A 22334-nucleotide genomic window follows, 5' to 3' on the forward strand; every position below is an offset into this window, starting at 1 on the left:
AAGCAGGAGATAACTAATGAAAAACAGTCGGTATTTTCCAATGTTCGTGGATTTATCAGATAAAAACATCGTTGTGGCAGGGGGTGGCAAGACAGCCCTTCAAAGGACCAAATGTCTCCTTTTATTTACAAGGAATATTACGGTGATCGCACCTCGGATGACGCAGGAGCTTCAGGAAATGGGAAAGGCAGGCAGAGTCAATATCCAGCTTCGTCCCATCAGGCGGTCAGATTTCGACAATGCATATATGGTGATCGCAGCATCACAGGACTGGAAGCTGAATGAGCAGATCTGTAAGGTATGTAAGGAAGAAGGCATCTATGTGAATGTATCCGGAGATAAAGAAGAAAGTGATTTCTATTTTCCAGGACTTTGTATTGCAGATGATTCTGTGATCGGGATCCAGACCGGCAGTACGGACACAGCCAGAAAGCGGGAGCTGAGAGAAGAGACAGATCAGGTGCTTACAAGGCTTACAAAAAAATGGAAAGCAGCGGACGAATAGTTGTGACTGATGCTTGTTACAAAGACCACGATATGGTATAATCAACCAGAGGGTGTTGCTGAGAACGGAGTGAACAGTAACTGATAGTTACCTCGGGATATGAGAGATGACATTAGGAGGTTGACAGAACAATGGGGAAAAAGAAATACGTGGCTTATGTTGGAACTTACACTCATGGAACCAGTAAAGGGATCCAGGTGTATGATGTGAATGTGGAAGATGGAACACTGACAGAGCGCAGTGAGGTGCAGGTAAGCAATGCATCCTATACGGCAGTCTCCAAGAATGGCAAGTTTCTTTATTCCATAGAGGATGAGGGAGTTGCTGTTTTTCAAAGGGATGAGAACGGAGACCTTACAAGGATCAACAGTGTGGACATTGATGGTATGAGAGGCTGTTTTCTGGCTACGGATGTGGATGGCAGATATCTTTATGTGGCTGGCTACCATGACGGGAAGGTTACAGTGGTACATACCCATCAGGATGGAAGCCTTGGCAGTGTTATGGATGGGGTTTTCCATACAGGCCTTGGCAGTGTTGCGGAGCGTAATTTCCGGCCGCATGTGAATTGTGTACGTCCTACACCGGATAACAAGTATCTTTGTGCAGTAGATAATGGGATTGACCAGGTAAAGATATACAGAATCAACAAGAGAACAGATAAGCTGGAACTGGTAGATATTTTGCGTTGCCCAAGAGAGAGCGGTCCAAGGATCATTCGGTTCAGCGCAGACGGCAGATATGCATATCTTCTTTTTGAACTGAGCAATGAGATCAAGGTTTACAGTTATGACGGCAGCGGAAATGCACCGGAGTTTGAATTGCTGCAGAGCGTTTCCACCCTTCAGAAGGGTGACACAGATGTATCACATAATGCAGCCTCAGGTCTGGCTCTTGCGCCGGATGGCAGACATTTGTTCAGCACTACTGCAGGGGAGAATACAGTTTCCATGTATGAGATCGATGAACAGACAGGGCTTCTCACCAAGAAGTTTACCCTTCCCATTAGTGGGGATTATCCTAAGGATCTGGCTATTTTCCCGGATAATAAGCATATAGCCATTGCCAATCATTCAAGTAATTCCATCACCATGTTTACTGTGGATTATGAGAAGAATATTATCGTTATGAACGGCAAACCAAGAAAGATCGAGACACCTAACTGTATCGGTATCTGGCCGGTACCGGACGGAGAGGATATACCGGACCATAACTGAAAGCTTCAAAAGCGGTGTAATGGTTAATAAATACTTTAAAAAATAAAGCTGCTGCAGATTCAGCTTCCCATTTATCAGATAAGTGAGAAGAAGTGTCTGCAGCAGTTTTTTCTTTCAAAGCTGATTTTACCGATTGTAGAAGGTTTTGATTTTATCCATCTGACAGCTCATATTGGTAAAAAGTGCATCTGTAAGCACAAGAGCAGCCATGGATTCCACTACGACTACTGCTCTTGGTACGATCACAGGATCATGGCGTCCATGGATTTCAAGGGATATAGGCTCTTTATCTTTGGTTACAGTATTCTGTGGCTGGCTGATGGACGGGGTGGGTTTTATATGTGCCCGAAGAAGGATCTGACTTCCATCACTGATCCCGCCCAGGATCCCGCCTGCATGATTGGTGCTTTTGGTAATATGACCGTCTTTTACGGTAAAGCCGTCATTATCTGTGGAGCCTTTCATGGTAGAAACAGCAGCACCATCGCCGATTTCCACTGCTTTTACTGCACCAATGGACATTATGGCCTGGGCAAGCATTGCATCCAGCTTGTCAAATACCGGTTCTCCAAGACCAGAAGGAACACCGCTTATCCTGCATTCGATCACACCGCCTGCACTATCCTGATTTTTCATACATTCTTCCAGATAAGCACTGGCTTTGTCTGCTGCCAAAGGATCCGGCATATAGAAAGGATTTTTATTGATGGCTTGTGGATCAAAGCTTTGGATCTGGATTTCCCCGATGGAACGGGTATAAGTGCACAAAGAGATGCCCATTTCGGAAAGAATCCTGGAGGCGATGGCTCCGGCGGCTACACGGCCTATAGTTTCACGGCCGGAAGAACGTCCACCGCCACGGTAATCACGGAAGCCGTATTTCTGGTCAAAACCGAAGTCTGCATGGCCTGGGCGGTAGGTATAGGCCAGATTCCCATAGTCTTTTGACCGTTGATCCTTATTCCATACGATCATGGATATGGGAGTTCCGGTGGTGCGTCCCTGAAATACACCGGAAAGGATCGCTACCTGATCACCCTCCTGCCGGGAGGTGGTATAACGGCTCTGACCTGGCTTGCGTCTGTCCAGAAAGTACTGGATATCACTTTCCTGTAGGGGAAGCCCTGCTGGGCAGCCGTCTACTACAGCACCAAGGGCTTTCCCATGGGATTCTCCCCAGGTGGTTACTGTAAATCTATTTCCAAAAGATGATCTGCTCATAAGTTGTCTCCTTTTTGTGGTCTGTCCGGGATAATGATGTTTCCGGATTTCTTTATTATAGACAGGTGTTAAAAATTTGTAAACCGAAACCAATAGAATTGACAAAAATTCCGGCACAATTTATAATGAATTGAACTTGTCCATTTGGCTTCAAAGGGACAGGAAGGGAGGAAAATCATGGTCAGGATTTTTAAAACGATCGACAGCTCCATTCATGAGATTCAGGAGCCGGAAGAAGGATGCTGGGTAGCACTTACCAATCCTACGGCTACAGAGATTTTTCAGATTTCCGAGCGTTTTGGAATTGAAGTGGATGATCTGCGCGCACCTTTGGATGAAGAAGAGCGTGCCCGTATAGAGGCAGAGGATAATTATACCCTGATCCTGGTAGATATTCCTATGATCGAAGAAAGAAATGACAAAGACTGGTATGGCACCATCCCTTTAGGCATTATTGTCACAAAAAAGATGATCTTTACTATCTGTCTGGAGGATACGCAGGTTCTTGCACGCTTTATGGAGGGACGTGTGCGGAACTTTTTCACATACATGAAGACCAGGTTTATCCTGCAGATCCTGTACAGGAATGCCAGTATGTACCTGCGGTATCTGCGTATCATTGACAAGAAAAGCGAGCAGGTGGAGGAAAAGCTTCACATGTCCACACGTAATCAGGAACTGATGGAGCTTCTGGAATTGGAGAAGTCGCTGGTTTATTTTACCACTTCGCTCAGATCTAATGAAGTTGTGCTGGAAAAGCTTTTGAAAGTAGATACCATCAAGCAGTATCCGGAGGATACAGACCTTCTGGAGGATGTTATCATAGAGAATAAGCAGGCAATCGAGATGGCCAATATATACAGTGGGATCCTGAGCAGTATGATGGGTACTTTTGCGTCTGTTATCTCCAATAACCTGAATGTAGTTATGAAGGTACTTTCCGTGATAACGATCGTGATGAGTATTCCAACGATTATTTTCAGCGCTTACGGGATGAATCTGAATGCACATGGAATGCCATTTTCTTTTACTACCCATGGTTTTTTGATCATTATTCTTTTATCTATAGCAGTTAGTATTATCGCAGCTGTCATATTATCAAAAAAGAAATTTTTCTGATGGAGGACACACAAGGAAATGAAGTGGATTGATAAACTTGAAAGAAAATACGGTAAATACGGCGGGATCAATAATCTGACCCTGTATGTTATCATTTGTTACGTGATTGGATATATCATCAGTATTGTGAATTCCGGCTTCCTTACCTGGTTTACATTAAATCCTGAGAAGATCCTGCACGGACAGATCTGGCGGCTTGTGACCTGGGTATTTCTGCCACCGTCCAACGGAGGCGTATTCTGGTTTGTGATCGCAGTTCTGTTTTTGTATTATCCTATTGGCACATCTCTGGAGCATACCTGGGGGAGCCTTAGGTATACTATTTATATTGCTTCAGGTATGGTATTTACCATTATCGGAGCATTTGCCCTGTATCTGATCGCAGTTTACGGATTGGGATACGACGGGGTCAGTGATGGTGTCTGGAATTATTTTACCACCTATTATATCAGTGTATCTGTATTCCTGGCATACGGTGTTTCTTTCCCCAATATGCGGGTAATGCTGTATTTTATTATTCCGATCAAGATGAGCTGGATGTCCATTTTCTACGGAGTGATGATCATATATGAGATGATCAGCTATATCCGTATGGGTGCCTGGTTTATGGCTGTATTGATCGTTGCATCCCTTCTGAATTTTGTTATTTATTTTCTGGGAACGCGGGATCTTCAACGTTATAATCCTAAAGAGGTTCACAGACGCAACGAATTTCGCCGTGCTATGGAGCCAAAGAGCCGTACCGGGCAGAATGGTGCCATTACAAAGCATAAATGTGCCATCTGCGGCAGAACTGAGCAGGATGATCCAAATCTGGAATTTCGTTTCTGTTCCAAATGCAATGGCAATTATGAATACTGTCAGGATCATTTGTTTACCCATACACATGTGAAATGACAGGGACACTTTTTACAACAGCATTGCGTTTTACTTAGAGGGAGAATTGTCATGAAGAGAACAAAGATCATTTGTACGCTTGGTCCAGCCAGCAGCAGCCGGGAGATTATGAGGGAAATGATCCTGACTGGAATGGATATTGCCAGATTTAACTTTTCACATGGGGACCATGAGGAACATAAGGGCAGAGTGGAACTGGTCAAGTCTTTGCGGGAAGAACTGGATGTGCCGGTAGCCATGCTCCTGGATACAAAAGGACCTGAGATCCGTACAAAGCTTCTAAAAGATGGCAGGAAAGTTACGTTAACTTCAGGAAGTCAGTTTATTCTTTCAGTCGGAGATTTTGAAGGTGATGAGCACAAGGTGGCGATCACTTATGAAGAGTTATACAAGGATGTGAAGCCAGGCGGTAAGATCCTGATCGATGACGGACTGATCGGTTTGGAGATCGAGAAGATCGAAGGAAAAGATATTATTTGCCGTGTCTTAAATGGTGGTGAACTGGGAGAACGAAAGGGAGTGAATGTTCCTTACGTAAAGGTGAATCTTCCGGGGATCACAGAACAGGATAAAAAGGATATTCTTTTCGGGATTGAACAGGGATTTGACTATGTGGCAGCTTCTTTTGTGCGTAATGCACAGGTGATCCGTGATATCCGTAAGCTTCTTGATGAGAATGGCGGAAGCGATATCGGCATCATTGCCAAGATAGAGAATGCAGAGGGTGTGGATAATATTGATTCCATTATCCAGGAGGCAGATGGCATTATGGTGGCCAGGGGAGATCTAGGCGTGGAGATACCTGCCAGCCAGGTTCCCCATATCCAGAAAAGCATTATCCAGAAGTGTAATGAGAATTATGCCCTTGTGATCACTGCCACACAGATGCTGGATTCTATGATCCGTAATCCCAGACCTACCAGGGCTGAGGTGGCAGATGTGGCAAATGCTATTTATGACGGCACAGATGCGATCATGCTGTCCGGTGAGACTGCAGCAGGTAAATATCCGGTACGGGCAGTGAAGATGATGGTGGAGATTGCTGAGACTACAGAGCCACATCTTAATAACACCCTTCACAGAAAAGACAGGAACATGTTCAGACAAGGCTTTGTTTCAAGCGCAGTAGGACTTGCTGCAGTACAGGCTGCAAGGGATCTGAAGGCAGCTGCTGTTGTAACGCCTACCATGACCGGAAAGACTGCACTTTTGATTTCCAACTACCGCCCGGAGGTTCCTATTTATGCCATTACACCTAACGAGCGTGTTCAGCACAAGCTGCAGCTTGCATGGGGAGTCTGTCCTCTGAAGGGATATCATAAGGATTCAACAGAGCATATCATTTCCCAGGCCATGAATGTTGTTAAAGCAAAGGAACACGTTAAGAAAGGAGATCTTCTTGTATTTACAGCAGGAGACCCTGCAACAAACATGACTACAGAGGGTGCAGTGACAAATATGATGCACATCATTGAGACAAAATAGCCAGGCATAAGGAGAAGATTATTATGAAGAAAAAACCGTTTGTTACCCTTGAAAAGCTGCAGGAGATCACTGCAAAATATCCTACTCCTTTTCATCTTTATGATGAAAAAGGGATCCGTGATAATGCAAAAGCTTTAAAGGAAGCATTTGCGTGGAACAAAGGATTTAAGGAGTTTTTTGCAGTAAAAGCTACGCCCAATCCATATCTGATCAAGATCCTTCAGGAATATGGCTGTGGATGTGACTGTTCTTCCATGACAGAACTGATGCTTTCAAAGGCCATTGGATGTAAGGAAGGAGACATTATGTTTTCTTCTAATGATACGCCGGAGAAGGAGTTTAAATATGCGGATGAGATCGGCGGTATCATCAATCTGGATGATATTACCCACATTGAAAGTGTGGAGCGTGCAGTTGGCAGTATTCCAAAGACCATCAGCTGCCGTTACAACCCAGGTGGTGTATTTAAGATCAGCAATGATATTATGGACAACCCGGGTGATGCAAAGTATGGAATGACTACGGAGCAGATCTTCCAGGCTTTCCGTATCCTGAAAGAAAAAGGTGCAGAGAATTTTGGTATCCATGCATTCCTTGCAAGTAATACTGTTACCAATGAATATTATCCGATGCTGGCAAAAGTAATGTTTGAGCTGGCTGTAAAGCTTCAGAAAGAAACAGGTGCGCATGTGAAGTTTATCAACCTGTCCGGTGGTATTGGCATTCCTTACCGTCCGGAGCAGACCCCCAACGACATCAAGGTGATCGGAGAGGGGGTACGCAAAGTTTATGAAGAAGTGCTGATACCGGCTGGTATGGGAGATGTGGCTATTTACACAGAACTTGGCCGTTTTATGATGGGTCCCTATGGCTGTCTGGTAACAAAAGCTATTCATGAGAAGCATACCCACAAGGAGTATATTGGTGTGGATGCGTGTGCAGTCAACCTGATGCGTCCTGCAATGTATGGGGCATATCACCATATTACTGTTATGGGAAAAGAGGATGCGCCCTGCGATCATATGTATGATATTACCGGTTCTCTTTGTGAAAATAATGATAAATTTGCTATTGACCGTTATCTTCCGGAGATTTCTAAGGGAGATCTGTTGGTGATCCACGACACAGGCGCTCATGGCTTTTCCATGGGATACAATTATAACGGAAAGCTGAAGTCTTCCGAGATTCTTCTGAAAGAAGACGGATCCTTTGAGATGATCCGCAGGGCAGAAACACCAAAGGATTATTTTGCAACTTTTGACTGCTTTCCGATTTATGAAAAGCTTTTGGAAGATGCAGATAAATTCTGAAAATTCAAGTCGAGCAGCCGCGAGACTTGGCGCGTGATTCTGAATCTATCATAAAATAGCAGCATAAGATATTTCAGTATCCATCATAAAGGGTTCATAAAAATATTTCAGTATCTATCATAAAAGGCTTGCATAAGCGAGCCTTTTGTGATAAGATAACTTTTGTTTCAAGCGCCGGCATGTCGGAATGGCAGACGAGGCAGACTCAAAATCTGTTGTAGGCAACTACGTGTGGGTTCAAGTCCCACTGCCGGCACTTTTTCAAGCTCTGAGAGATCAGGGCTTTTTTTTATGCAATACGAAATCACTTTGCAATGTTTCTGTTACGCAAAAAACGTTCCCCGAGGATGGGATTTTGACCAAGTTGCTGTGAACGGAGTGAACAGTAACTTTAATTCTAAAAAGTTTATGAAATATGATCCGGGTCTGTTGATATTCAGAATAAATAGTGATAGCATCAGGTATACAACACAAAACGGAGGAAAAAGCATGAGTCTGAATGATAAAAAGCCAGGCAAACGTCCATTATATGTATATACACTGGCAGCAGTGGTTGTGATCCTGGTTCTGAACATGTTGGTACTTCCCATGATCCAGGGGAGAAGTGTGGAGAAGACCGATTATACCACCTTCCTGAAGAATGTGGATAGTGGCAATGTTACTAAGGCTGAGATACAGGACAGCTATATTTATTATGTGGTAGAGAAAGATGACACCAAGACGGTGTGCAGGACAGTGCGGATGGAGGATCCCCAGCTGGTAGACCGTTTATATGAGGCCGGTACTAGCATGGAAGTGGTAGAGCCCCAGAAGCCATCCATACTTCTGAACCTGCTGGCAGGTTATCTGATCCCGATCCTGATCTTTGTACTTCTGGGCAGATGGATCAGCAAGAAGATGATGAATTCTATGGGAAATGGAGGCCCTGGGGGGATGATGTCCTTTGGTAAAAGCAATGCCAAGGTATATGTGAAGTCCACCAATGGGATCAAGTTCTCAGATGTAGCCGGTGAGGATGAGGCAAAGGAGCTTCTTACAGAGATCGTGGATTATCTTCATAATCCTCGCAAATATGCAGATATTGGTGCATCCATGCCGAAAGGAGCGCTTCTTGTAGGCCCTCCGGGTACTGGTAAGACTCTTCTTGCTAAAGCAGTGGCAGGGGAGGCTGAGGTTCCTTTCTTTTCCATTTCAGGCTCTGAGTTTGTAGAGATGTTTGTTGGTATGGGAGCTGCCAAGGTAAGGGATCTGTTTAAGCAGGCCAATGAAAAAGCCCCCTGTATTGTATTTATTGATGAGATCGACACCATTGGTAAGAAGCGTGATGGAGCAGGTTTCTCAGGAGGCAATGATGAGCGTGAGCAGACACTGAATCAGCTTCTTACAGAGATGGACGGATTTGATGGATCTAAGGGCGTAGTGATCCTTGCAGCTACCAACCGTCCGGATTCCCTGGATCCGGCACTTTTAAGGCCGGGACGCTTTGACCGGAGGATCCCGGTAGAACTTCCAGATCTTCAGGGCCGGGAAGAGATCCTGAAGGTACATGCAAAGAAGATCAAGATTTCTGATTCTGTGCGGTTTGATGAGATTGCCAAGGCAGCAGCTGGTGCATCAGGAGCAGAGCTTGCCAATATTGTGAATGAGGCAGCTTTACGTGCAGTACGCGATGGCAGGAGATTTGCCACTCAGGCAGATTTTGAAGAAAGTATTGAGGTAGTTATTGCAGGATATCAGAAGAAGAACCGGGTTCTTTCTAACAAGGAGAAGCTGATCGTTTCCTATCATGAGATTGGTCATGCCCTGGTAGCTGCCAGACAGACAGATTCTGCACCTGTACACAAGATCACTATTATTCCACGCACTTCCGGGGCATTAGGATACACCATGCAGGTGGATGAAAAGGAGCATTATCTTATGTCCAAGGAAGAACTGGAGAATAAGATTGCTACTTTTACAGGAGGACGTGCAGCAGAAGAGCTGATCTTCCATAGCATTACCACCGGAGCTTCTAATGATATAGAGCAGGCGACCAAGATTGCCAGGGCAATGATCACCCGGTATGGTATGAGTGATGATTTTGACATGGTTGCCATGGAAAGCATGAGCAATCAGTATCTGGGCGGAGATTCAAGTCTTACCTGTTCCTTTGAGACCCAGACCCTTCTGGACAAAAAGGTTGTTGAGCTGGTACGCAGACAACATGAGAAAGCAACCAGAATTCTTACTGAGAATATTGACAAGCTTCACGAATTGGCCAAATTCCTGTATGAGCAGGAGACGATTACAGGAGAAGAGTTTATGAAAATCCTGAATGGGCCATCTGTATCTGTAGGGGCATAATATACCACGCTAAAGAGGGACTGACACACAGATTTTTGATCTGCGGGAGTCGGTCCCTTGTTTTTTTACGGATTATCCGTTATAATACCTCTGATATAGGGCTGAAAGGAGACTGGCATTATGGACTGCAGCACTGCGGAAAGTATGGTGAATCGTTATATTGACCATACATTAAGTGTAAATGAATTAGAGAGCTTTCTGGAACATGTAGAGGAGTGCTCTTCCTGCTATGATGAACTGGAAACCTATTTTATTGTCCATAAGGCGATGGAGCAGCTGGATGAAAACGGAAAAGACCAGATTCTGGATTTTCGGGAGTTGCTTGAAGAGGATATTCGTAAAAGCAGAAGATATATCCTGAAAAAGAAGTTTTTCAGGACTGTTTTTGGCGTAGTGATCTGTATTCTTGCGGCAGGGCTGGCAGGATTTCTGTTTTATGCAGTCACGCAGCTATTGTAGGAAAGGAGACAGACAGATGAGTGAAAAAATATTGCTGATAGATGGGCACAGTATTCTGAACAGGGCATTTTACGGTCTTCCGGATCTGACCAATTCAGAAGGGCTGCATACAGGAGCTGTCTATGGTTTCCTGAATATTATTTTAAAAATCCTGGAAGAAGAGAAGCCAAAGTATCTGACGGTAGCATTTGACCTGCATGCACCTACCTTTCGGCATAAGATATATGAAGCATATAAAGGCACACGTAAGCCTATGCCGCAGGAATTGCGGGAACAGGTTCCGCTGATCAAAGAGATGCTGCAGGCAATGGGCGTGGAGATCGTGTCCAAAGAAGGATATGAAGCAGATGATCTGTTAGGAACTCTTGCAAGACAAAGTGAAGCAAAGGGTATGGATGTAACTATTCTGTCCGGTGACAGGGACCTGCTTCAGCTGGCAACCGAAAAAGTGATGATCCGCCTTCCTAAGACTGTACGTGGCAAGACTACCATAGAGGATTATCATGCACAGCAGGTAATAGAAAAGTATCAGGTAACACCTGCACAGATCATTGAACTGAAAGCATTAATGGGAGATTCTGCAGACAATATCCCAGGGATTCCTGGCGTGGGTGAAAAGACTGCCACTAAGCTGATCGTTGAATACGGTTCCATTGAGAATGCTTATCAGCATGTGGAAGAAATCAAGCCAAATAAGGCCAGAGAATCCCTGCGGGAGCATTATAACCTGGCTCAGTTGTCAAAAACACTTGCAACCATTAATACAGAAAGTCCAGTGGATTTCTCCTATGAAAAAGCCAGACTGGGCGATCTGTATACAAAAGAAGCATTTGCCCTTTGCAAAAGGCTTGATTTTAAGAATCTGTTGGCCAGGTTTGATCAGACAATGTCCCAGGAGCTTACAGAAGTAAAAGAATTTTTTACCTGTGAGGATCTGTCCGGATGTGAAGCCCTTTTTGAAAAAGCAGGGAAGCAAAAGGTTGTAGGAACAGCTCTTTTATCTGACAAGGAAGAGGTTTACGGACTGGGACTTGCCATCACTGAGCAGGAGATATATTATATTCCAGTGGCCAATTTTATTACAGGCCCCTATTTATGCGGAAAGATCGCAGATCTTGCGTTAAATACCAGGATCTGCGCCATAGATATAAAAACAATGTTGAAGCATGTGAACCTGGAAGAAGAACACCAGGTTTTTGATGCAGGTGTGGCAGCTTACCTTCTGAATCCATTGAAATCCACCTACACTTGCGAGGATCTGGCGAGGGAGTATGAAGGAGGGAAGATAATACCCTCCAGGGAAGAACTTCTTGGAAAGGCATCCTTTAGAAAGGCCTGGGAGGAGGGCCAGGAAGGGCTGTCCTCCTATGCCTGCTATACAGCAGAAACTGTGCTTTCCTGCATGGAACCCTTAAAGCAGGCATTGGAAGAAACAGGAATGTGGAAGGTATATACCCAGATCGAGCTGCCTCTTATTTTTACTCTTGATTCCATGGAGAAAACAGGAATTCAGGTAAAGGGAGAGGAACTAAAGGCTTATGGGGACAGACTGGCAGTCAGGATCCATGAACTGGAACAGGCTATTTACCAGCAGGCAGGAGAAGAATTCAATATTAATTCACCAAAACAGCTGGGAGTGGTCCTTTTCGAGAAAATGGAGATCAAAGGCGGAAAGAAGACCAAAACCGGTTATTCCACAGCTGCAGATGTGTTGGAGAAGCTGGCCCAGCAGCAGCCCATTATTAAAGATATCCTGGAATACAGGCAGCTGGCAAAACTGAAGTCTACATATGCAGATGGTCTTGCCGGTATGATCGATAAGGATGGCAGGATCCATTCTACCTTTAACCAGACCATTACTGCAACCGGCAGGATCAGCAGCACAGAGCCTAATCTTCAGAACATCCCGGTACGTATGGAACTTGGGCGATTGATCCGTAAGGTTTTTGTACCTGAAGATGGCTGCGTTTTTCTTGATGCAGATTATTCCCAGATCGAGCTTCGTGTTCTGGCACATATGTCCGGGGATCAGACCCTGATCCAGGCATATCAGCAGGCTCAGGATATTCACAGGCTGACAGCGTCCCAGGTGTTTCATGTACCTTTTGATCAGGTAACACCTCTTCAGCGAAGAAATGCAAAGGCAGTGAATTTTGGTATTGTTTACGGTATCAGCTCCTTTGGACTGAGCCAGGACTTAAGTATTACCAGAAAAGAAGCAGCAGATTATATTCAAAAATATTTTGAGACTTATCCAAAGATCAAGGAGTTTCTGGATGATCTGGTGGAGACTGCCAGGGAGAAAGGCTATGCCAGTACCATGTATGGCAGACGGCGTCCTGTACCGGAATTAAAGTCCAGTAATTTTATGCAGCGTTCTTTTGGAGAAAGGGTGGCTATGAATTCACCTATCCAGGGAACTGCTGCAGATATTATTAAGATTGCCATGAATCGGGTATACAAACGCCTGAAATCAGAAGGCAAAAAATCCAGGCTTGTTCTGCAGGTGCATGACGAGCTTCTGATCGAGACAAGGAAAGAAGAACTTACGCAGGTAGCCAGGATCCTGGAAGAAGAGATGAAAGGTGCAGCTAGCCTTCAGGTAGAATTGGAAGTGGATATGCATGAAGGAAGCAGCTGGTACGAGGCAAAATAAATGAGGATAATCGGGATCACAGGAGGGGTAGGTGCAGGAAAAAGCACTGTACTTGCTTTTCTGGAAAAAGAATACGGTGCAGCCGTCATACAGGCAGATCAGGTGGGCCATCTGGTAATGGAACCAGGAGAAGAATGTTATGATGATGTAATAGGTATTTTCGGAAAAGAAATCATAAAAGAGGATAAAACTATTGACCGAAAGAGGGTATCGGATGTAGTATTTGAACAGCCGCACCTTCTGAAAATGCTGGAGTCTGTAATCCATCCGGCAGTAAAACGGTACATTTGCCGCAGGATACGGGAACTTCAGGAAAGTGGATGCAGGCTTTGTGTGGTGGAGGCAGCCCTTCTTCTGGAAGAACATTATCAGGATTTTTGTGATCAGGTCTGGTATATCCATACAGATCCACAGATTCGGATTCGTCGTCTGGAAGAAAGCAGAGGTTATACAAGGGAAAAAGCGGAAGGGATCATTGCCAGCCAGGCAACTGAGGAGTATTTTCGTGCCCATACAGATTATGTGATTGAAAATAATAATGATCTGGAAAGAACTTATGCCCAGATCAGGGAGAGGATAGAGAAACATGCGGTTTTGTAGTATTGCCAGCGGAAGCAGCGGAAACTGTATTTACGTAGGCACACAGGAGACACATCTTCTGATAGATGCAGGGATTAGCGGCAGACGGATCGAGAAGGGCCTGAATGAACTAGATCTTACAGGGAAAGATATTGATGGGATCTTGATCACTCATGAGCATTCTGACCATATAGGCGGTCTTGGCGTGATCTCAAGAAAATACCAGATTCCCATTTACACAACAGGAGGTACTGCAGATGCCATCAGCAGGTCGAAAGGGCTTGGCCAGCTGCCCCAGGGACTGATCCAGGAGATCCGGGAGGATGAACCGTTTCAGATAAAGGATCTGAAAGTAAATGCATTTACTATCCCTCATGATGCAGCACAACCGGTTGGCTTCCGGCTTGAGCATGGCAGCAGTTCTGTAGGGATTGCAACAGACCTTGGGAAATATAATGATTATATTGTGGAGCATCTTCAGGGGCTGGATGCCTTGCTTCTGGAAGCAAACCATGATATCCGCATGCTTCAGGTGGGAAAATATCCATATTATCTGAAACAGAGGATACTGGGAGATCGGGGGCATCTTTCCAATGAAAATGCAGGAAGGCTTTTGTGCAGACTTCTCCATGACAATCTGAAGGCTGTATTTTTAGGCCATCTTAGTAAAGAGAATAATTATGAACAGCTGGCATATGAAACTGTGTGCTCGGAAGTAACACTGGGGGATAATCCATACCGTTCCGGTGATTTCAGGATTCAGGTTGCCAGGAGGGACTGCTTATCCCAACCGGTTATTATTTAAATTTTACATATAGAAAGGATAATACGATGAAAAAGACAATTATTACTGTAGTAGGAAATGACACTGTAGGGATTATTGCGAAAGTATGTACTTACCTGGCTGAGAATCAGGTAAATATTCTTGATATTTCCCAGACCATCGTACAGGGGTATTTTAACATGATGATGGTAACAGACACCAGCGCTTCCAAGAAGGATACAGGCGCTCTTGCCGATGGGCTTTCAGCTCTGGGCGATGAGATCGGCGTAGTGATCCATTGCCAGCATGAAGATATTTTCAATGTGATGCACCGTATCTGATATGGGTTTTTGAAAAGACTGCAGAAAGTAAAGCAGCGGTAACAAAAGAACAACGGAAGCAGACCTGGAAGCAAGGAGAAGAATATGATCAACATTTTTGAAGTAAATGAGACAAATAAAATGATAGAGCAGGAGAATCTGGATGTGCGTACCATTACCCTTGGTATCAGCCTTCTGGACTGTATTGACAGTGATTTGGATAAGTTAAATGAGAAGATCTACAATAAGATCACAAAGAAGGCAGAGAACCTTGTATCTACCGGAGAACAGATTTCTGCAGAGTTTGGAATTCCCATTGTTAATAAAAGGATTTCCGTTACCCCCATTGGACTGATCGGAAGTGCTGCCTGCAAAACAACAGAGGATTTTGTATCCATTGCCAAAACACTGGATCGTGCTGCCAAAACAGTTGGTGTGAATTTTATCGGCGGATATACAGCTCTTGTAAGCAAGGGCATGACACCTGCCGAGGAACTTCTCATCCGTTCCATTCCCAAAGCCCTTGCCTGCACGGATCGTGTATGTAGTTCGGTAAATGTAGGATCCACAAAGACAGGTATCAATATGGATGCGGTAAAGCTTATGGGAGAAATGGTGGTTGAGACTGCAAAAGAGACAAAGGATCAGGATTCCCTGGGCTGTGCCAAGCTGGTTGTATTTTGTAATGCACCGGATGACAATCCGTTTATGGCCGGAGCTTTCCATGGCGTTACAGAAGCAGATAGTATTATTAATGTAGGTGTCAGCGGTCCAGGTGTTGTAAAGACCGCCCTGACAAAGGTGCGTGGTGCAGATTTTGAAACTCTTTGTGAGATGATCAAACGTACTGCATTTAAAGTAACCCGTGTAGGACAGCTGGTAGCAAGGGAAGCTTCCAGACGTCTTGGTGTGCCTTTTGGCATTGTAGACCTTTCACTTGCCCCTACACCGGCTATTGGAGACAGTGTGGCTGAGATCCTGGAGGAGATCGGCCTGGAGCGTGCAGGCGCACCAGGTACTACTGCAGCACTGGCGCTTCTGAACGACCAGGTAAAGAAGGGGGGAGTTATGGCTTCCACAGCAGTTGGAGGCTTGAGTGGAGCTTTCATTCCTGTCAGTGAGGATCAGGGTATGATCGATGCGGTGAATGCAGGCGCTCTTTCCATCGAGAAGCTGGAAGCCATGACCTGTGTATGCTCTGTAGGTCTTGATATGATCGCAGTACCAGGGGATACCAAAGCATCTACTATTTCCGGTATCATTGCAGATGAAGCTGCCATTGGTATGGTCAACCAGAAAACAACAGCCGTTCGTCTGATCCCAGTGATCGGAAAAGGAGTAGGAGAGACAGTTGAGTTCGGCGGTCTGTTAGGCTATGCACCGATTATGCCGGTGAATCCATTCTCCTGTGATGCATTTGTGGAAAGAGGCGGCAGGATCCCGGCTCCTATCCATAGCTTCAAAAATTAAAAAATGTGTTGACATTCGGGTATTAGTGTGCTAAAGTAAAACACAGTTAAACCAACGAGAAAGAGTAGTAAGCATTCATGTAACATTTCAGAGAGCAGGTATTGGTGGAAGCCTGTATGGAGCGGTTTGCTGAATGGCCTTTTGAGGGCGGCCCGAAATCATTTTACAGCAGAGTAGGAGCCGACGGGAACCGGACCCGTTATCAATCAGGAGTGTATGACAGTACATGCGAAAGAGGACAATGAGTCAATTTGAGTGGTACCGCGATAATAAGAATCTTATTACCGTCTCAAGGATCAGCAGATATGCTGCCTTGAGGCGGTTTTTTTGATACCAGGGTCAAAAGGTCTAAATCCACATGAGCTTGCTCATAAGTGGATGAAAGACCTTGGGACCCGCCCCTATATGAGCATAAAAGTGGGATGTTAATCCCACGATATGCGAATAGAGGGTAGGATTGCGAGAGTGCAAAGCACGGAGCAATCCGTAGGTATCAAAACATTAGAGTTGGTTCTAATGTTGTTTTGTTAGTACACAGGTTCAGCGGATCAAGAAAGGAGAACGAAAATGAAAAAAAAGATGATGGTATGTGTAATGGCAGCAATGGCAGCAACAGCAATGATGACAGCAACTGTAATGGCAGATGACTTCAAGATCGGTATCTGCAATTATGTGGATGATGCATCCCTGAATCAGATTGTAGATAATCTTCAGACAAAACTGGAAGAGATTGGTAAAGAAAAAGGTGTAAATTTTGATATTTCTTATGAAAACTGTAATGCAGATGCAAATGTTATGGAGCAGATCATTTCTGATTTTCAGGCAGATGGCGTAGACTTAATGGTTGGTGTAGCTACACCTGTTGCAATGCGTATGCAGTCTATGACAGAAGGCACAGATACACCGGTTGTATTTTCCGCAGTTACAGATCCTGTAGGCGCAGGACTGGTAGAATCCTTGGAAGAGCCGGGAGCAAATATTACAGGTACTTCAGATTATCTTGACACAGCATCTGTGATGAATCTGATCCTTGCTGTGAATCCGGATGTGAAAAAAGTAGGTCTTTTATATGATGTAGGACAGGATTCCTCTGCAACGGCTATTGAGGAAGCAAAAGCATTCCTGGAGGAGAAAGATATTGAGGTTGTAGAGCGTACAGGTACCACAACAGATGAGGTACAGCTGGCAGCAGATGCATTGGTTGCAGACGGTGTGGATGCAGTATTTACACCTACAGACAATACCATTATGACAGCAGAGCTTTCAATTTATGAGAAATTTATGGAGGCAGGGATCCCTCAGTATACAGGAGCTGATTCCTTTGCATTAAACGGAGCTTTCATGGGATATGGAGTTGATTATGCAAATCTTGGGCAGGAAACAGCAGACATGGTAAGCCAGATCCTTCTGGATGGCGCAGATCCGGCTGCTACACCTGTTAAAACTTTTGATAATGGTACAGCAACCATCAATACAGAGACATGTGAAGGTCTTGGACTGGATCTTGAACAGGTTAAGGCGGCTTTTGAGCCACACTGCACACAGATTAAAGAAATCACAACTGCTGAAAGCTTTGATGAGCTGAATGCTGACTGATCGGAGGAATTTATTGTGAATATCGCAACCATTCTAACACTGGGAGAGACTGCATTAAAGCTGGGACTTATTTGTTCCCTTACAGTTCTGGCGCTGTTTCTCAGCTATTCCATGCTGAACGTATGTGACTTGTCAACCGATGGCTGTTTTACGCTTGGAGCAGCAGTAGGGGCAACCGTAGCAATCAGCGGACACCCGTTTTTATCCATTCCTGCAGCTATGGCTGCAGGTGTAGGTTCCGGTTTTGTAACTGCGATCCTGCAGACTAAAATGGGCGTGGACAGTCTTCTTGCCGGGATCATTGTGAATACAGGATTGTATTCTGTGAATATTGCAGTGATGGGAGGCTCCTCCCTTTTGAATATGAACAGGACCACCACCGTATTTACGATGATGAAGGATGCACTGAAAGGTACCCCTCTCCAGGGAAGGACAGAGATCCTGGTCGCACTGATCGCAGTAGTGATCGTGGTTGCGTTCCTTGTATTTTTCCTGAAAACAAGACTTGGTCTTGCGATCCGGGCTACCGGAAATAATCCGGATATGGTTAAATCTTCTTCTATTAATCCGGTATTTACCACCATTGTAGGGCTTTGTGTGGCCAATTCCTTTACAGCACTTTCCGGATGCCTGCTGGCCCAGTCACAGAAGTCTGTAGATATTAATATTGGTCAGGGTATGGTGACCATCGCCCTGGCATCCCTTCTGATCGGAGGAACCATCCTGGGCAAGGGGGGCATTTTGCTTCGGGCTGTTGGAATGGTTTTGGGTGCCTTCATTTTCAGGCTTGTATATACCATTGCGCTTAGACTGAATATGCCTGCATTTATGCTGAAACTGGTTTCTTCTGTGATCGTAGTCCTGGCAATCTCAGGCCCATATCTGAAGAAACAATGGCCGCAGATACGAAGAAGGATGACACACAAGAAGGGAGGTATCTGACAGATGCTGGAATTAAACCATATTTCCAAAACCTTTAATCCGGGAACTGTAAATGAAAAAAAGGCCTTAAGTGATCTGTCTCTTTCTCTGAAGCCAGGTGATTTTGCTACGATCATCGGTTCTAACGGAGCCGGAAAATCTACCTTGTTCAATGCGATCTGCGGGGATTTTCTCACGGATTCAGGATCTATTGTTCTGGATGGACAGGATATTACCTTTGTGCCACAGCATATCCGCTCCAAAAGTATCGGACGGCTGTATCAGGACCCTATGAGGGGGACGGCACCAGGAATGACCATTGAGGAGAATCTTGCACTGGCAGCTGGCAGAGGTGGATGGCTTTCTCATGTATCCAAAGCAGACAAGGAAAGGTTCAGGGAACAGCTTGCACTTCTGGATATTGGGCTTGAGAACCGGATGTCGCAGCCGGTAGGACTTCTTTCCGGAGGACAGAGGCAGGCTTTAAGTCTTCTGATGGATACCATGAATCCACCTAAGCTGCTGCTTCTTGATGAGCATACAGCAGCACTGGATCCGGGTACAGCAGCTAAGGTGCTGGCAATGACAAAAAGGGTGGTGGAAGAGAATCATCTTACCTGTCTAATGATCACTCACAATATGTATTCAGCTCTGGAACTGGGAAATCGCACGTTGATGATGGACAGCGGCAGGATTGTGCTGGATATCAGTGGAAAAGAAAGAGAAGGCCTGACAGTTGCCGGCCTTCTGGAAAAATTCAATGCAGGAGCAGGTAAAAAATTGGATAATGACAGAATCCTGCTTTCAGGAAAAGATAATTAAATCGTAACGATTCAGTATGCGTACACTTCCTGCCAAATAGTTACATTAAATCATTATAAGACGACCACCGGCTGGCTGTATTCATGAATGAAAGGCTGGCCGGTTTTTTGTGAAAGCATGGTCTGATACAGATTAGAAGCAAAAACAGTTTCCTGAAACAGATTATTTTCTGTAGGGGGCAGCAGTAAAGCGGCATCTGCTGCCTTTGATAGAAGAGGCATGGAGCCTCTTTTTTTTATTTGGGATAAAAGGCTGCTGCTGGCCTTACGAAAACCAAGAATGCGTGCATAATGAAAATCGCTGGGAGTGTGTCGGATCTGAAGCAGGGCATGAAGCAGTGCACGCTGAATGCGGGCCTGGGTCATATTCTTCGTTTTAACCTTAGCAGCAAATTCAGTAAATGTGCTATATTCCCAGGCACAGGTACAGATCCGCCTTGCAAGATCCTCGTTCATATCCAGATACTGCTGAAGAGAATCTGGTGTTTCCAGGAGAAGACGATATCTGTAAAGAGGATCCAGGTCACTTTCTTTTAAATACAACCCTTCCTCGATTGCCTTTTTAAAAATAGAAAAGGAAGGCGATGGAATCAGATCCTGAAAACAAGCCAAAGGCTCCTTAAAAATCCGGGTGCGTATACCGGAAGCTGAAGGAAAAGTATCTGACAGATCAGTGTCATGGTAGCCGCTGCCTTCTCTTTGCAGGGCGTAAGGATGGATGGAACTTTTCAGGGAGAGAATCGCCTTACAGTATTCAATTCCCAGGATAGTATTAGGTTTGGAAAGTAAGGTGGCAAGCTGAGGATTATGAGTATAAAGGGTAAGGGCATTGCTTCTGGCAGCAGGAAAGGAAAGCCCATCTTTCAAGTTCTTTGTAAGAAGCTGCCTGTATGGCTCTGGTTCTCTGAGCAGGATCCGGGCAAGCTCCATAAGAAGCTGCGTATCTGTGGATTCACTGCCAAAGCAGAGAACGTCTGTTACGCCAAGGCCTGAGAGCAGGTGTACAGCTCCTTTTGCAAAGCCTTCGGCACTGGCTGTGGAAACAGAAACAGGCAGCTCCACCACCAGGTCTGCGCCGCAGGATAAAGCCATCCTGGCACGCACATGCTTTGAAAAAAGGGCAGGAGTGCCCCGCTGCACAAAATCTCCGCTCATGGCGATCACAATATAATCCGCATGAAGCTTCTGGCGGATTTGATCAAGCTGATATTTATGGCCTGTGTGAAAGGGATTGTATTCGGCAATGATACCTACAGTTTTCATGAAATTGTACCTCATAAAATACGATTATATGGCACATTCTACCATCGAAATGCTTGAAATACAAGGCCGGGAGGTTTATAATACATTACAGGTATGGCCTGAGAAATTCAAGTCGAGCAGCCGCGAGACTTGGCGCGTGATTCTGGTCAGCGTAAGCTGACATATTCTTTACAGAATCACTGCGCATCCTCGCGGAGCGTTTATCTCAGTCGGAGATTGGACTCCCACAGAGACGAACTTGTTGTTACTCACCACCTGAAAGAGGTGGGAGTCTTCTCGACTGAGATAAATTTCTGTCGGGCCAACACTTATGAAAGGAGCTAATGAATTATTATGGGATTTATTGATGTAATCAAAAACAGAGCAAAAGCAAACGTAAAGACAATCGTACTTCCTGAGACAGAGGATATGAGAACTCTGGAAGCTGCTGACAAGGTCCTGAAAGAGGGTATTGCAAAGCTGATTCTTATCGGTAATGAGGAGAAGGTTAAAAAGAGCGCAGCAGAAGGCGGCTTTGATATCTCCGGTGCACAGATCGTTGATCCTGAGACTTCTGAGAAGACACAGGGATATATTGACAAATTAGTAGAGTTAAGACAGAAGAAGGGGATGACTCCTGAGCAGGCAAAGGAGATACTTCTGAACCAGTATCTGTACTATGGTGTTATGATGGTAAAGATGGGCGATGCAGATGGTATGGTATCCGGTGCATGCCATTCTACAGCTGACACACTCAGACCATGTCTGCAGATCCTTAAGACAAAACCAGGTACAAAGCTTGTATCCGCATTCTTCCTGATCATTGTTCCGGATTGCGAATATGGTGCAAAGGGTGCATTTGTATTCGGAGATTCCGGACTGAACCAGAACCCGAATCCGGAAGAACTGGCTGCTATCGCTGGATCTTCAGCTGAGTCCTTTAAGCTTCTCGTTCAGGAAGAGCCTATTGTTGCAATGCTTTCCCATTCCACAAAGGGCAGTGCAAAGCATGCAGATGTTGACAAGGTTGTTGAAGCTACAAAGATTGCAAAAGAGCAGTATCCAGAGCTTGCACTTGACGGAGAGTTCCAGCTGGATGCAGCTATCGTTCCAAGCGTAGGTGCTTCCAAAGCTCCTGGCAGCCCGGTTGCCGGTAAAGCAAATGTATTGATATTCCCGGATCTTGATGCAGGAAATATCGGTTACAAACTGGCTCAGCGTCTTGCAAAGGCTGAAGCATACGGACCTATCACACAGGGTATTGCTAAGCCTGTAAATGACCTTTCCAGAGGATGCTCTGCAGATGATATCGTAGGTGTAGTAGCTATTACATCTGTTCAGTGCCAGGCTCAGGACTGATCCATCAGATTCTATAGCCCATCATATTAAGTACATATTTTGTAACTGTGA

19 protein-coding genes, 1 tRNA gene and 1 other annotated feature are annotated in these 22334 nt (G+C 45.0%); of the genes, 18 read left to right on the forward strand and 2 right to left on the reverse strand.

Going from position 1 to position 22334, the window contains the following annotated elements; all coding sequences use genetic code 11:
• The first annotated feature begins 16 nt into the window (after positions 1-16).
• Together G5B11_RS02250 and G5B11_RS02255 are read left to right on the forward strand one after the other, a co-directional pair.
• Positions 17-505: a precorrin-2 dehydrogenase/sirohydrochlorin ferrochelatase family protein gene (locus G5B11_RS02250; RefSeq protein WP_173726729.1), complete on the forward strand. Its 489-nt coding sequence runs from the start codon at positions 17-19 to the stop codon at positions 503-505.
• Between the two features lie 131 nt (positions 506-636).
• Positions 637-1722 carry a lactonase family protein gene (locus tag G5B11_RS02255; RefSeq protein WP_173726730.1) on the forward strand — a complete coding sequence of 362 codons (1086 nt, stop codon included), beginning with the start codon at positions 637-639 and terminating at the stop codon, positions 1720-1722.
• Positions 1723-1848: 126 nt separating this feature from the next.
• Here G5B11_RS02255 and aroC read toward each other — a convergent pair whose 3' ends face one another.
• Entirely contained in the window at positions 1849-2943 is a 1095-nt protein-coding gene (aroC, locus tag G5B11_RS02260) for a chorismate synthase (RefSeq protein WP_173726731.1), read from the reverse strand.
• A 177-nt stretch (positions 2944-3120) separates the two neighbouring features.
• On the opposite strand from aroC, the gene G5B11_RS02265 reads away from it, so the two are divergent.
• From G5B11_RS02265 to G5B11_RS02335, 15 genes are all read left to right on the forward strand, one after another.
• Positions 3121-4062, forward strand: a complete 942-nt coding sequence (locus G5B11_RS02265) for a magnesium transporter CorA family protein (RefSeq protein ID WP_158421615.1) — start codon at positions 3121-3123, stop codon at positions 4060-4062.
• Positions 4063-4080: 18 nt separating this feature from the next.
• The gene (locus G5B11_RS02270; protein WP_158421616.1) at positions 4081-4959 is read left to right on the forward strand and encodes a rhomboid family intramembrane serine protease; all 879 of its coding nucleotides are present in this window, start codon (positions 4081-4083) and stop codon (positions 4957-4959) included.
• 51 nt (positions 4960-5010) lie between these two features.
• Positions 5011-6444 carry a pyruvate kinase gene (pyk, locus tag G5B11_RS02275; protein ID WP_173726732.1) on the forward strand — a complete coding sequence of 478 codons (1434 nt, stop codon included), beginning with the start codon at positions 5011-5013 and terminating at the stop codon, positions 6442-6444.
• 23 nt (positions 6445-6467) lie between these two features.
• Positions 6468-7754, forward strand: a complete 1287-nt coding sequence (locus G5B11_RS02280) for a diaminopimelate decarboxylase (RefSeq protein ID WP_158421618.1) — start codon at positions 6468-6470, stop codon at positions 7752-7754.
• Positions 7755-7927: 173 nt separating this feature from the next.
• Positions 7928-8010 (forward strand) — tRNA-Leu (locus tag G5B11_RS02285).
• A gap of 233 nt (positions 8011-8243) precedes the next feature.
• Positions 8244-10097: an ATP-dependent zinc metalloprotease FtsH gene (gene ftsH / locus G5B11_RS02290; protein WP_173726733.1), complete on the forward strand. Its 1854-nt coding sequence runs from the start codon at positions 8244-8246 to the stop codon at positions 10095-10097.
• Positions 10098-10217: 120 nt separating this feature from the next.
• Entirely contained in the window at positions 10218-10556 is a 339-nt protein-coding gene (locus tag G5B11_RS02295; RefSeq protein WP_173726734.1) for an anti-sigma factor family protein, read from the forward strand.
• 16 nt (positions 10557-10572) lie between these two features.
• On the forward strand, positions 10573-13212 hold the full coding sequence (gene polA, locus G5B11_RS02300; protein ID WP_173726735.1) for a DNA polymerase I: 2640 nt from the start codon (positions 10573-10575) through the stop codon (positions 13210-13212).
• On the forward strand, positions 13213-13812 hold the full coding sequence (gene coaE / locus G5B11_RS02305; protein ID WP_173726736.1) for a dephospho-CoA kinase: 600 nt from the start codon (positions 13213-13215) through the stop codon (positions 13810-13812).
• On the forward strand, positions 13799-14596 hold the full coding sequence (locus G5B11_RS02310; RefSeq protein WP_173726737.1) for an MBL fold metallo-hydrolase: 798 nt from the start codon (positions 13799-13801) through the stop codon (positions 14594-14596). The genes coaE and G5B11_RS02310 overlap by 14 nt, the downstream gene beginning before the upstream one ends.
• A gap of 26 nt (positions 14597-14622) precedes the next feature.
• Positions 14623-14895 carry an ACT domain-containing protein gene (locus G5B11_RS02315; protein WP_173726738.1) on the forward strand — a complete coding sequence of 91 codons (273 nt, stop codon included), beginning with the start codon at positions 14623-14625 and terminating at the stop codon, positions 14893-14895.
• An 84-nt stretch (positions 14896-14979) separates the two neighbouring features.
• Positions 14980-16344 carry a PFL family protein gene (locus tag G5B11_RS02320; RefSeq protein ID WP_158421625.1) on the forward strand — a complete coding sequence of 455 codons (1365 nt, stop codon included), beginning with the start codon at positions 14980-14982 and terminating at the stop codon, positions 16342-16344.
• Between the two features lie 45 nt (positions 16345-16389).
• Positions 16390-16639 (forward strand) — a binding site (T-box leader).
• Positions 16640-16911: 272 nt separating this feature from the next.
• Positions 16912-17940: an ABC transporter substrate-binding protein gene (locus tag G5B11_RS02325; RefSeq protein ID WP_173726739.1), complete on the forward strand. Its 1029-nt coding sequence runs from the start codon at positions 16912-16914 to the stop codon at positions 17938-17940.
• Between the two features lie 15 nt (positions 17941-17955).
• Positions 17956-18882, forward strand: coding sequence for an ABC transporter permease (locus G5B11_RS02330; protein WP_330603028.1), 927 nt, complete (start codon positions 17956-17958; stop codon positions 18880-18882).
• Positions 18883-18885: 3 nt separating this feature from the next.
• Positions 18886-19683: an ABC transporter ATP-binding protein gene (locus tag G5B11_RS02335; RefSeq protein ID WP_173726740.1), complete on the forward strand. Its 798-nt coding sequence runs from the start codon at positions 18886-18888 to the stop codon at positions 19681-19683.
• Between the two features lie 53 nt (positions 19684-19736).
• On the opposite strand, the gene G5B11_RS02340 is transcribed toward G5B11_RS02335, so the two are convergent.
• Entirely contained in the window at positions 19737-20945 is a 1209-nt protein-coding gene (locus G5B11_RS02340) for a nucleotidyltransferase (protein ID WP_173726741.1), read from the reverse strand.
• Positions 20946-21278: 333 nt separating this feature from the next.
• Between G5B11_RS02340 and pta the strand changes: the two genes are divergently transcribed.
• Positions 21279-22283, forward strand: a complete 1005-nt coding sequence (gene pta / locus G5B11_RS02345) for a phosphate acetyltransferase (RefSeq protein ID WP_158420519.1) — start codon at positions 21279-21281, stop codon at positions 22281-22283.
• The last annotated feature ends 51 nt before the right edge of the window (positions 22284-22334 follow it).

This window comes from Blautia glucerasea (genome assembly GCF_013304385.1).
GTDB classification, from domain to species: Bacteria; Bacillota; Clostridia; order Lachnospirales; family Lachnospiraceae; genus Blautia_A; species Blautia_A ammoniilytica.